Annotated in this window: 8 protein-coding genes; 4 read left to right on the top strand and 4 right to left on the bottom strand. The window is 51.7% G+C overall.

Going from position 1 to position 13,215, the window contains the following annotated elements; genetic code table 11:
* The first annotated feature begins 145 nt into the window (after positions 1-145).
* Complete coding sequence (locus UNDKW_RS15965; protein ID WP_162059473.1) at positions 146-2,035, top strand: propionate--CoA ligase; 1,890 nt, start codon at positions 146-148, stop codon at positions 2,033-2,035.
* 103 nt (positions 2,036-2,138) lie between these two features.
* Here UNDKW_RS15965 and UNDKW_RS15960 read toward each other — a convergent pair whose 3' ends face one another.
* Positions 2,139-3,023, bottom strand: a complete 885-nt coding sequence (locus tag UNDKW_RS15960) for an HDOD domain-containing protein (protein WP_162059472.1) — start codon at positions 3,021-3,023, stop codon at positions 2,139-2,141.
* 228 nt (positions 3,024-3,251) lie between these two features.
* Positions 3,252-5,084: a DUF885 family protein gene (locus UNDKW_RS15955; protein ID WP_162059471.1), complete on the bottom strand. Its 1,833-nt coding sequence runs from the start codon at positions 5,082-5,084 to the stop codon at positions 3,252-3,254.
* A 431-nt stretch (positions 5,085-5,515) separates the two neighbouring features.
* On the opposite strand from UNDKW_RS15955, the gene UNDKW_RS15950 reads away from it, so the two are divergent.
* Positions 5,516-6,616 (top strand): VCBS repeat-containing protein, encoded by a 1,101-nt coding sequence (locus UNDKW_RS15950; protein WP_162059470.1) that lies wholly within the window; start codon positions 5,516-5,518, stop codon positions 6,614-6,616.
* A 103-nt stretch (positions 6,617-6,719) separates the two neighbouring features.
* Here UNDKW_RS15950 and UNDKW_RS30975 read toward each other — a convergent pair whose 3' ends face one another.
* Positions 6,720-8,444, bottom strand: a complete 1,725-nt coding sequence (locus UNDKW_RS30975; protein ID WP_162059469.1) for a methyl-accepting chemotaxis protein — start codon at positions 8,442-8,444, stop codon at positions 6,720-6,722.
* 190 nt (positions 8,445-8,634) lie between these two features.
* Here UNDKW_RS30975 and UNDKW_RS15940 point away from each other — a divergent pair, with 190 nt between their 5' ends.
* Both UNDKW_RS15940 and UNDKW_RS15935 read left to right on the top strand, forming a co-directional pair.
* Positions 8,635-9,621, top strand: coding sequence for a fumarylacetoacetate hydrolase family protein (locus tag UNDKW_RS15940; protein WP_162059468.1), 987 nt, complete (start codon positions 8,635-8,637; stop codon positions 9,619-9,621).
* Between the two features lie 97 nt (positions 9,622-9,718).
* Entirely contained in the window at positions 9,719-10,876 is a 1,158-nt protein-coding gene (locus UNDKW_RS15935) for an ABC transporter substrate-binding protein (protein WP_370529136.1), read from the top strand.
* A gap of 6 nt (positions 10,877-10,882) precedes the next feature.
* Here the strand turns inward: UNDKW_RS15935 and UNDKW_RS15930 are convergent, their stop codons facing one another.
* Positions 10,883-13,078: a patatin-like phospholipase family protein gene (locus tag UNDKW_RS15930; RefSeq protein WP_162059466.1), complete on the bottom strand. Its 2,196-nt coding sequence runs from the start codon at positions 13,076-13,078 to the stop codon at positions 10,883-10,885.
* Between the last annotated feature and the right edge of the window lie 137 nt (positions 13,079-13,215).

The following is a 13,215-nucleotide window of genomic DNA, read 5'->3' as shown; positions in this document are numbered from 1 at the left end:
AAAATTTTGGATTTGAAACGAAGTAGTTTTATGCACGTGAAAGTGCAGGCCTCACCACGTGCCAGCGCCACTGTCCAACAATAATAATTAATGCTCAGGGCCGATGCGAATGTTAAGAACATTTTGTGATATCGAAGGAGACAGCATGACCTACGCAGCGTTTTATCAGGAATCTATACAAGACCCGCAAGGGTTCTGGGCCAAAGAAGCGAGGTTGATAGACTGGCACAAGCCTTATGATCAGGTACTCGACCATAGCAAGCCGCCATTTGCCAAATGGTATGTCGGTGGTGAAACCAATCTCTGTCATAACGCAGTCGATCGCTGGTTGGCTAGCCAGGCAGACCAGCCTGCGCTGATCGCCATTTCTACCGAAACCAATACCGAAAAAACTTATAACTTTGCCGAGCTGCATGCAGAAGTGCAGCGCATGGCGGCCATCATGCTGGGCTTGGGTGTAAAGCAGGGCGACCGGGTATTGATCTATATGCCCATGATCGCTGAAGCAGCGTTCGCGATGCTGGCCTGTGCCCGCATAGGTGCGGTGCATTCCGTCGTATTTGGTGGCTTTGCTTCAAAGAGCCTGGGCACACGTATTGATGATGCGAGGCCCGTGCTGGTAGTGTCGGCTGATGCCGGTATGCGTGGTGGCAAGGCCGTACCCTATAAGCCCTTGCTGGATGAAGCGATAGCCCTGGCTGAGTACAAGCCAGCGCATGTCTTGCTGGTCGATCGTGGCCTAGATGCGATGCAAGTCGTAGCTGGGCGTGATGTTGATTATGCGGCAGCAAGGGCGCAGCAGATGGACGCGCAAATACCTGTGACCTGGCTGGAATCCAATGCCATGTCCTATGTCTTGTACACCTCAGGCACGACAGGCAAGCCCAAGGGCGTGCAGCGTGATGTTGGTGGTTACGCAGTGGCACTGGCGTCCTCAATGAAGCACATTTTCTGCGGCAAGCCAGGTGAAACTTATTTTGCGACATCAGACATAGGCTGGGTGGTCGGCCACTCTTATATTGTGTACGGCCCGTTGATCGCTGGCATGGCCACCATCATGTATGAGGGCACGCCTATACGTCCTGACGCAGGCATCTGGTGGAGCATAGTCGAGAAATACAAGGTCACGCGCATGTTCTCGGCACCGACTGCCGTACGTGTCTTGAAAAAGCATCCGTCCGAGCTGATGCGCAAATATGATTTGTCCTCGCTCAAAGCCCTTTACCTGGCGGGTGAGCCGCTCGATGAAACTACGTCAAGCTGGATAGCAAGCGAGCTTGGCGTCCCTATTATCGACAATTACTGGCAAACCGAGACGGGCTGGCCCATCCTGTCGGTTGCCCGTGGCGTTGAGCAGACTGCCACTCGCCTTGGTAGTCCGGGTGTAGCCATGTATGGCTATGACGTGCGCATCATCAATGAAAACACCGGTGCTGAGTGCGCGGCAAATGAAAAGGGTGTGGTTGCCATCAAAGGCCCATTACCACCAGGCTGCATGCAAACCGTGTATGGCGATGACCAGCGCTTCGTCAATACTTACTGGTCCAATTTCTCGCATGAACAGTTATATTCCACTTTCGACTGGGGCATCAGGGATGCTGACGGCTATTATTTCATCCTGGGCCGTACCGATGATGTCATCAACGTAGCGGGACATCGTCTGGGTACACGCGAAATAGAAGAAAGTATTTCCAGTCATGCTCAGATTTCTGAAGTGGCGGTGGTAGGTGTTGAAGACAAACTCAAAGGGCAGGTAGCGGTTGCTTTTGCGATACTTAAAAACCCCGCTCTTGCCGGGACTCCAGAGCAAAAACGCAGCCTGGAAGCCGAGGTCATGGCCGTGGTGGATAAGCAACTGGGCGCTGTTGCCAGGCCATCACGCGTGCATTTCGTCAACGTGTTGCCAAAGACACGTTCTGGTAAATTGCTGCGCCGCTCCATACAGGCGATCTGTGAAGGGCGTGAAGCCGGTGACTTGACTACGATAGAAGACCCTTCTTCCTTGCAGCAAATCCGGGCGGCCCTGAAGGCCTGAAAGGGCCTGAACGGTTGAGAACCACGCATTGAAAACCGTGTTTTGAAAAAAACAAGGGAGCATAAGCTCCCTTGGTCTTGTTGCAGGCGAAATTAAAAAAAACTCAGAGTTGCAACGCCGCAGCCAGGGTTTGGACTTCTTCTTCTGATTCTTCCAGTATGCTGTTGAGAGTACCATCACCGACGACAAAGTCAATTTCTGAAGAATACTGTTCAGACACCTCGGCATAGGAATGGATATCCATGGGTGAATGCGTGGTTGCCAGTTCGTTCGCCAGTAACAGCGTATCCCCCAGGGTTTCTGGCGGCATGGCACGCAGCCCGAACCACAGGGCTTCTACTGCTTCTACCACTTGCTTAGGCAGCATCAGGCTCTTGATCACAGCGGCACCGATTTGTGATTCAGATGATTCGCGGTCTATGATGGTGTCGAGGAAAGAGGGCAGATCATCTGCGCTGGAATCTGGTGCAGGTTCATCCCTTTCTATGAGAGAAGGGTACTCATCGACACGGGACAGCAGGTAAAAATTTCCCACTTCATGCACGATACCGGCAAACATCGCTGTGTCCGGGTCCAGCTTGGTGATACGCCTGGCAATGACGCGTGACAGCGCTGCTACCTGGGCCGTATGCTCCCACAGCTTATTCGTCATGGCCTGCAATTGTTTGTTCTTGCTGGTGCCAGCGAGTTGTCGCACCACCAGCGAAGCAACCACCGCACGCAGGGTGCGGAAGCCCAGACGGCTGATGGCCGCCTTGACATTGGTGACATCATTGCCGCGGTTGTAGGCGGCAGAATTGGCAATGGCGACCATGCGGGCCGCCAGGAAGGGTTCGTTCAAGACCAGTTTGGTTGCCGTTTCAATACTGCAATCCGGGTCATCCAGGGTCTGCTGCAATTTAATGGAAGCCGCCACATTCGTGGGGAAAACCAGCTCTCCCCGTTTGGCTTGTTCAGCTATGCTGTTGAGCGCATCGATTTTATTCATCGCTATGTCTTTTGCACAAGTTAAACAAACATATGACAGGTGCAAGCTACACCCGGCCGGTCAGCACCGGGCTTGTTTATTGATCAACAAGCCCGGTGCTATATTCGATATATTGCTTATGCTGGAAAATAAGTTTGAAAATGAGTTTGCAGAATGAGTCTTATGTTTCATTCTGCTTCAGATAGTGTTACAGGTCAATCAAGCGATAGAAAATAAATCCAAACTTGCTCAATTTGTCTTTTGGCTGTCTATCCACTTGTTGACTTTTGCTTCCAATAAGGCCAATGGCAGGGTGCCGTCACTGAGTATCACATCATGGAACTGGCGCAGGTCAAAGCGCTTGCCCAGAGCTGCGCTGGCTTTTTGCCTCAGCTCGACAATTTTCAGTGAACCTATCTTATAGCCAAGAGCCTGACCTGGCCAAGCCATATAGCGCTCTGTTGCCTGGCGTGAGGCAGCCTCACTGTACCCTAGAGTGGCTTGCTGGTATTGGATGGCTTGTTCACGTGTCCAGCCTTTTGAGTGCAGGCCGGTATCGACGACCAGGCGGGTTGCACGCAAGAGTTCATCTGTCAGGTGGCCGAGATAGGCACTTGGGTCATTTTCAAACAAGCCCATTTCCTTGCCCAGTGTTTCGGCATACAAGGCCCAGCCCTCGGTATAAGCATTATTGCCGCCGAATTTACGGAACTTGGGTATGTCCAGTTCCTGTGATGTTGCTAAATGGAAATGATGTCCTGGCTGGCCTTCGTGCAGGTACAGGGTTTTCATGCCTGTCGTGCTGTAGTCCGCGGGGTTGTTGATGACGGCCCAGAATACACCGGGGCGTGAACCATCAAAGGCTGGCTGGGTGTAATGGTCAGACGCGGTCTGGCGGCTGATTTCAGGTTCGGCCCGGATATCCAGCGCAGCCTTCGGCATTTTGTTGAACAGTTCTGGCAGTTTGGCCTTGACCATTTTTTCTATCTGACGATAGCCGTCCAGCACCTCGGCCTCTGTTTTATACGGGCGATACTGGTTTTGCGTATCTATCCAGGCTGGCAGGCCCACCGGGTCGCCGCTATAACTCAGTTTTGGGCCTAAGGCGACAAATTCGCTTTGTATGCGCGCAACTTCCTTCAAGCCTATCGCATGTATGGTTTCAGGGTCCAGGGTAGTCGTGGTCTGGTCGCGTACCAGGGCGCGGTACCAGGCGTCACCACCTGGCAATGCGCCAAAACCACTGCTGCTGCGGCTGGCGGCCAGATAATCCTGTGACAGGAATTGATTAAACTGACGCAAGGCGGGCAAGACTTTTGCGGTTAATACCTGCTTGTATTCTTTGCTCAGGCGTTGCTTGTCTGCTTCACTAAAACCTTCGGGGAAGTTTTTGACAGAGGCAAAGTAGGCATGATCTTCCACTTTGTCTGTCACCAGTTGTGCAAACTGCGGCAGGGCAGAATTCACGAGGGCTTTGGGCAGTACGATGCCGCGTTTCATGCCTTCACGCATATTAGCTGTGGCCTGGTTTATCCACACAGGCAATTGCGCCAGGCGACGCAAGAAGATTTCGTATTGTTTGACCGTCTTCAGGGGTTGTGCGCTTTGGCCGGAGGCAAAGTGGGCCAGGGTCACGGGCAGACTGTCCATCTGATTGACCGGTAGCAGATGCCCGTCAAATTTGGACATTTCCAGGCTGGCCTTGAGTTCATAGTCCAGGCAGTCATAGGTGACGGCATCGCTTGCTGATAATTGTTCGCGCTGTATGCGCGCCAGTCTGCTGGAAACATCCTTCAATACGGCAATCTGCCTCGCCCTGACAGGTGCTGACAGTGTCATTGGCAGCCTGTCGTCATAGCGGGTGTCGCCATTATAAGTGGCACCTATGGGGTCGAAAGCGGTTTGTTTTTCATAGTATTCGTCAGCCAGCTTGTTCAGTTGCTGCCCTTGCTGCTGCCCGGCTTGCGCGACTGCCGCCTGCTTGCCAGTTGCGTTGCCTTTGTCATTTGCAGCCAGCGCGTTGACGCAACTTAGGACACCGACAGAAATAAGGACACTGGATAGTAAACGCAACTTGAGCATAGTAATTTTCCGGAGAAGATAAAAATAGTTTGCAAGCATACCACTGTGTGTACGCAGACTTGTTATGAGCTTGTTCTGAACTTGCTATGGCCTTGCCATAGCCCAGCTCAGACCTTGCTAAGACCTGGTTTGATATTGGCAGTTCCCCTGCCACTAAAGCTGGCTGAAAAAAAATGGGCTTGTCTGCCTCTTTGTCATAAAGCTTTTTGAACTTTGACCGTTATCCAGTTAGATCACGCACATTCCATTTGACGAATGAGCAATACTGAAGTGCGTGCGGACGGAAGGTATATCGGGCTGACAAGCTTCGTGTAGTCGTGTCCTGTGTGTTGAGCGCAGGAGGGCGAGGGGGAGCTGTTGTATGTAAAAATATAAGCCCCCGGTATGTGTTCCAGGTTTACTTCATCATCAGCTCATGGCTGGAGCACATCATGAAAATTGCTTCCTCGGATATTTCCTTTTCTTCACAACATACTGCCACTACAACGCTGGAAACGCAGGAAAAACTGCGCGCCTGGATAGGCAAGGAACGCCCTGATTTTGAAGGCAGGAATGCCAGTCTCCCGGCGAACTTGAGAAACGCGTCAAGCAATGTGCAAATTTCAGACGCTGCCAGGGCCGCCCAGCTTGCGCCAGCAGTGCCAGCCGACAATGCGGCTGCACAGACTGACGCCGTCCAGCAAGCCAGCGATGAGGCTGACAATGACCCGCGCATACGCCTGATCAGGTACATTATAGAACTCATGACTGGCAAACAGATCAACACCCTGAGCAGTGCAGATATACAGGCGGATACCAGTGCGCCGGCAGCACCAGCATCCCAGGCGCCTGCTGACGCAGCACAAAATGCCCAGCCAGCGCAAAAAGGCTGGGGTGTTGAGATAGACACGCATCAATCCTATACCGAGACTGAACAGACTTCTTTCCATTCGACTGGCAAAATAGTGACCGCTGATAATAAGGAAATCAGCTTTGATCTGTCGTTTGAATTAAACCGCAGCTACCACGAAGAAAGTAGCAGCAGTGTTCGCCTTGGCGATGCCAAAAAAGTCGATCCTCTGGTTATTAATTTCTCTGGTAATTCTGCCCAACTGACATCGCAAAAATTTGCTTTTGATCTGGATGCCGATGGCAAGAAAGATAATATCTCTTTCGTTCAGGGCGCGGGTTTTCTGGCGCTCGACAAGAACAATGATGGCAAGATCAATAATGGCGGTGAATTGTTTGGTCCGGGCACAGGTAATGGCTTTTCTGAACTGGGAGCCTATGACAGTGATGGCAATCACTGGATAGATGAAAACGATGCGATATACCAAAAACTCAAAGTATGGACCAAGGATGGCGCAGGTCATGATCAATTGCAAACCTTGAAACAGGCGAATGTTGGTGCACTGTATCTTGGCAATGTCAGCACTGAATTCGATTTGAAGAATGCGCAAAATCAGTCTAACGGACAGATACGCTCGTCCGGCGTATGGTTAAGCGAAGACGGCAAGGCACATAGTTTGCAGCAGGTGGATTTGTCGGTATAGATGACCTGAGCTGTCTATCTGTTAGCACAGATGTCAGCACCTGCAAAAACAGCTCCCTTTGTGGAGCTGTTTTTGTGTGAGTTCATCTATTTTTATCTAAAACTTAGAACTCTTCCCAGTCATTATTTGTCACAGCAGTCGGTTTTTCCATGCTGGATGTTTTCATCGCTGGTTTCGTTGCTGCTTTTGCCGGTGCCTTGCTGATTCTTAACGGTGCTGCCGCAGCTCTGGGGGCTGGACTGACAGCTTTGCTCGCTGCGGGAACAGCTGGCTTTTTCACTACTGCATCCAGTTTGAAAACGCTGACTGCCTGTGTTAAAGCACCAGCCTGTTCCTGCATGCTCTCGGCGGCCGCTGCTGCCTGTTCGACCAGGGCTGAGTTTTGCTGCGTCATTTCATCCATCTGCGTGATGGCGAGATTGACTTGTTCTATGCCAGCACTCTGTTCCTGACTGGCGGCAGTGATCTCACTCATGATGTCAGCTACATGCTTGATGGAAGTGACAATTTCATCCATGGTCAGGCCAGCTTCATCGACGAGCTTGTTACCGAGATTGACTTTCTCTACAGAGTCATCAATCAGGGTCTTGATTTCCTTGGCGGCGCTGGCGCTGCGTTGCGCCAGGTTCCTGACTTCGGCGGCTACCACGGCAAACCCCCGGCCTTGTTCGCCAGCACGGGCAGCTTCGACTGCGGCATTCAAAGCCAGGATATTGGTCTGAAAGGCAATACCGTCAATGACGCCGATGATATCAACGATCTTGCCCGAGCTGTCCTTGATGGAGCCCATGGTATTGACAACCTGACCAACGATATTGCCGCCCTTGGTAGCAACTTCAGTCGCCGAGATTGCCAGTTGATTGGCCTGGCGGGCATTATCAGCATTTTGCTTGACGGTAGATGTCAGTTCTTCCATGGAAGACGCGGTTTCTTCGAGGGAGCTGGCCTGCGACTCCGTCCTGCTTGAAAGGTCGGCATTACCAGAAGCGATTTCACTGGATGCAGTCGAGATCATCTCCGTGCTGTTGTGCACCTGGCTGATGGTCATGACCAGGCTGTTGTTCATATCTGCCAGTGCACTCAGCAATTGGCCGGTTTCATCCCTTGAGCGTACTTCTATGCGACCAGTCAGGTCGCCATTGGCGACCTTGGTGGCAACCTGAACGGCCTCATCCAGTGGAATGGTAATTGAACGCGAGATCCAGGCTGCAAATGCAGCACTGATGACGAAGGCAATAATACCCAGCACTATCATGAGGTTACGCGAAAACATGATGATGCTTTTGATCGCCTCACCATTAGTTTCCATATCATTTCTTTGTATGGCGCTCAGATTCTGTATATCAATCAGGGATTGTTTCAGCGCAGGGAAGGTGGATTTTCCCATCATGGCGGTGGCTTCATCCTTTTGATCCAGCTCTATCAGGTCGCCAGTCTTGCTGAAAGCCGCGACGAATGCAGCATTGGAGGCGATGAGTTTTTCTACAGCGTCTTTTTCCTTCTGAGGTATCGCCAGTTTCTTGGAAATCTCAAGCAGGGCGTTGATTTTTTTCTTGTTTGCATCAATGGAAGCATACTGTGCCGTGCGGGCTTTCTGGTCTGATGTAATGAACAACTCCAGTGTACGGCTGCCGTTTTCCTGTATCAGGGCAGAAATTTCCAGGGCGCTGATGACGCCGACTGCATCATCTTCGAGTATTTCCCTGTTCCGGTCCGCGATCTCATTAAGCCTCACAACGCTGATGACGACCATGAGCAGCATGGTCAACAAGGTCAGGCCGAAGCCAAAGCTGAGACGTACCCTGATTTTTAAATTACTGAAGTTCATGGTAATTATTCCTGTGCAGATCAGTTTTGAGGGGGGGGCAGGCAACGGTAGTTTGAGGTTTTAGCATACCTAAAATTGCGCTGTTCTGCTAAGTAAATTGGTCATTAGTCGCGGCACCTGTCAGTTTCCTGACAATTTCATCAAACCCTTCGGGTAAAATCGCAGAATACTTGATAAAAACAGAGGAATTATGAAGCTTGCAACACTGAAGGATGGTTCCCGGGACGGGCAATTACTGGTTGTTTCCCGTGACTTGAAGACAGCAGCCATTGCTGACGGCATCGCCCCGACCTTGCAGCGTGCCCTGGATGACTGGAATTTTATCCAGCCCCAGCTCGAAGAGCTGTATAACCGCCTGAATTCTGGCAGGGCAGCCTATAGTTTTGAGTTTGAAGCAAAAAACTGTATGTCACCTCTGCCACGCGCATTTCAATGGGCGGACGGTTCATCCTATGTCAATCACGTGGAACTGGTACGCAAGGCCAGGAGCGCCGAGATGCCAGACAGCTTTTGGCATGACCCTTTGATGTATCAGGGCGGCAGCGATGACTTCATCGGCCCTTGCGATGATATCGTCATGACGTCGGAAGAATGGGGTATAGACTTTGAAAGTGAAATCGCCGTTGTGACCGGCGATGTACCCATGGGTGTCAAGGTGCAGCACGCACGCGACCACATACTATTGCTCATGCTGGTAAATGATGTATCCCTGCGTAACCTGATCCCGGCTGAGCTGGCAAAAGGCTTTGGTTTCTTCCAGTCCAAACCTGCATCGAGTTTTTCACCGGTCGCGGTCACGCCGGATGAACTCGGGGAATTCTGGAAGGAAGGCAAAGTTCATCTGCCCCTGCGCTCCAGCATGAACGGCATGCTGGTAGGGCAGCCCAATGCGGGTGTCGATATGGTGTTCTCTTTCCCGCAACTGATCACGCATCTGTGCAAAACCAGAAATGCCAAGGCGGGCACTATCATTGGCTCCGGCACGGTATCAAACAAGGATGCCAGCAAGGGTTATAGCTGCATCGCTGAGAAACGCGCGCTGGAGATGATAGCGCTGGGTGAACCAGTCACACCGTATATGAAATTTGGTGACAGCATCAAGATAGAAATGCTGGATAAAAACGGCAAATCCATTTTTGGGGCGATTGATCAAAGCGTAGTTGAGTCTCATCTTTAAGTTGCCATTTTTTACCTGTTTTTGTTGCTAGCTTTTGCTACCTGATTTTATTAGCTGCTTTCATCGTCTATTTTTTTGGAGTCACCGCATGTCCCTGATCTTTTCTTATTCCCTGCGTGGTGCAGTCGTCGCAGCTTTGAGCTTGGGTAGTGTCGTGGCGCAGGCGCAGATCAGGGTGGGTATCAATTTATCTACCACTGGGCCGGCAGCGGCCATCGGTGCCTCATCCAAAAATGCCATCATGCTGTGGCCCAAGGAAATCGCAGGTAAGAAAATCGAGTACATCCTGCTTGATGATGCCAGCGACCCCGGCAATGCCGTCAAGAATGCGCGCAAACTGATCACCGAAGAAAAGGTCGATGTCATCGTCGGCCCGAATACCACGCCGAGCGCGCTGGCAATGCTGGAAACGGTGGCAGAGAATGAAACGCCGATGATCACCCTGGCCGCATCTGCCAGTATCGTCGAACCCATGGATGCCAGGCGTGCCTGGGCTTTCAAGATGCCGCAGAATGATACCCACATGACCACCATACTGACACAACACATGGCTGATCACGGCGTGAAGACCGTGGCCTTCATTGGCTTTGCTGACGCGTATGGTGAAGGCTGGTGGCGTGAGTTTTCCAAGCTGGCTGAGCTGCGCCATATCAAGATCGTTGCGAATGAACGTTTTGCCCGCACCGATACCAGCGTCACAGGGCAGGTCTTGAAAATGATGGCTGCCAAGCCAGACGCAGTACTGATCGCCGGTTCTGGTACACCCGCAGTCTTGCCACAAAAGACGCTGATAGAACGTGGCTATAAAGCGCAGATTTACCAGACCCATGGTATCGCTAGCCAGGAATTTTTAAAGCTGGGCGGCAAGGATGTGGAAGGCACTTTATTCCCTACCGGCCCGGCAGTGGTGGCATTGCAATTGCCGGAAAAGCATGCGGTCAAAAAGGTCACTACCGAGTTTGTGCGCAAGTATGAAGCTGCTTATGGCGCAGGCACGACAACCCAGTTTGCTGGTGACGCCTGGGGAGCGTATATGTTGCTGGCAAATGCGATTCCGGTTGCCCTGAAAACCAGCCAGCCTGGCAGCAAGGCTTTCCGGCAAGCTTTGCGCACTGCGCTGGAAAACACCAGGGATCTGATCGTTCCCCAGGGCGTCATCAATATGAATGCTGGTGACCATGTGGGCCTGGACCAGCGTTCACGCGTCATGGGCAAAATTCAGGGCGGTAAATTTGTGTATGCCTACGGCGGTTGAAAAAAATTATTGCCTGCCCAACTGGAAGAAGACATTTTTTGCGCCACTTTGCCCCACTGCAAAACCCAGGTAAATAGGGCCGATAAAACTGTTGAAGCCGGCGAACAGGCTGGCACTCTTGCGTAATGACTTGAATGACATATCTTCACCCCTGTTCCAGACACTGCCTGCTTCCAGTGACGTGCCTAGGAACAGGCTTTGTCCCGCCAGATCAAACTTCACCGCCCGCAGCAAATAAGTCACGCTGCCATAAACCATGAAGTCCCCCGTGAACTGGTCAGGCTGGTAGGCGGATAATTGCTGGAAACCGCCCAGGGTATAGCCTATACCGCGCACATCTGTGCCTTTCTGGAACAGGCCTGCCGCATTCAGTTTCAGATTGATGCTGTGATTTTCTATGCTATTGGCCCAGGTCGTATTGATCGCCACTTCCTGGAAGTTTTTCCGGGTATCACTGGTGCCAAGAAAAGCGCTGGCATCTACCTTGTAGCCATAGCGCGGGAAGCTGGCATCGCTGAGCTGGTCGATGACGATTGCCGACTTCAGACCAAATTGTTGCAAGTCTGCGCTGGGCAGGGATTCGACTTTCGTGCTGCCATCTTCATTCAATAGCAGGAAACCACCTATCTTGGGGCGCACGCGGTAGTGATTGAAATTAAGGCCCAGCTTGGCCTCACCCAGTGTGCTTTGTTCCCCTATGCGGAAACCAAGGTCCAGCCCCAGTTTATCGCTGCGGAAATTGTATTCGGCAATACGGGTATTGCCGCTATACAGGTTGCGGGTGTTCTGGCCTATCTCTGCAAATGGTGCGAGGTACATGCCTTCACGTTCAAACAGGGGCTGGCGCATTTCAGTGTGATATTTGATACTGTTACCAAATTCCAGGTCATTGCGCCATTCCAGCCCGCCATCGGTCAGCCAGGGGCGACGGTGACCGACTTGCAGCTTGAAGCCGCCAGCACCTTCAAAACCGCTGGATAAAGCCAGACCAAAACGCAGGAAATGCGGGCCCCAGTTGCGGCCATGGGCGTTTACCCGTATGCCATACTCACCGTCACGTTCAAGCAACTCATGGCTGACGCTGTCAAACTCGCGGGCATTATTCAGTATGGCCAATTTGCGGTTGATCTCTTCCGCCTTGTATTCTGTGCCCAGGCTGATATTCAACTGGCGGCGTATGTCACTCTCGGGCACAGCACCATTGGTACTGATATCGACAAACTGGATTTTGATCGGCGGTAATTGCGGGTTCAGGCGTATCTCATGCTTGACGGTATACATGTCTGGCGGCAGGCTCAGAGTCAGCAAGCGGGCATCCAGTTCATGTGTGGCTTTTTCACCTATCTTCACCGCTTCCTTGGATCTGGCGAAATCCATAAAAGTGATATTGCCCAGGCCTGGTTCTATCAAAATATCTTTTGAATTCAGCATGGCTTTTTGTGCTTCCACATTTTGCTCAGTCAGAATATTCACCATCTGCTGGCTGACATTGAACAGGGTGAGTAACTGGTCGCGTGGCATCAGCGGTGTGCCTATGTTAACCGCGATGACTATATCTGCCCCCATTTGCCGGGCGATATCGACGGGCAGGTTCCTGACCAGGCCGCCATCAGACAATAATTTGCCATCTATTTCTACTGGCGCAAATACGCCAGGTGCTGCCATGCTGGCACGTATGGCTTTATGCAAGGGGCCTTTCGTAAAAAGCACCATCTTGCCGGTTTCCATATCGGTCGCTACGGTGCGAAAGGGGATGGGCAGGCGGTCAAAATCGATGTCAGGTTGCAGGTGCGCAGTCCAGTTCTGCAAAATTTCCAGGAACTGGCTGGCCTGCACGACGCCTGCAGGCAGGCGCACGCCATTGGCGCTCAGGCCCAGAGTGGCACCAAGAGGGTATTGCTCATCTTCTTCCCTGACGCTTTGCGGCAGATAGCGTCTTTCTACCCTGTCTAACGCGATATCGTTGAGCTTCAAGGCATCCAGACGCTTTTCAATTTCGCTGGCAGAAAAACCCGCCGCATACAAGCCACCGACCACTGCACCCATGCTGGTGCCGGCAATACAATCGATGGGGACATGCAATTCTTCCAGTACCTTCAGCACGCCAACATGAGCAAAGCCACGCGCACCACCACCAGACAGGGCCAGGCAAATTTTCGGTCTTTTAAGTTCTGGCCCCGGTACGGTAATACTTTCTGCCAAGGCAAGAGGTGCTGTCGTTAAATAAACGAAAAGGCTCAAAACTGTTACTAATAATGATTTGTGCATGTTGTAATTGGTGGAAACATGGAATTCTTGGCTCAGGGTCTATATACTAGCGCATGCATATAAAACGATGC

It is taken from the genome of Undibacterium sp. KW1, assembly GCF_009937955.1.
Taxonomy (GTDB): Bacteria; Pseudomonadota; Gammaproteobacteria; order Burkholderiales; family Burkholderiaceae_D; genus Undibacterium.
This window is presented reverse-complemented; position numbering and strand designations above follow the sequence as displayed.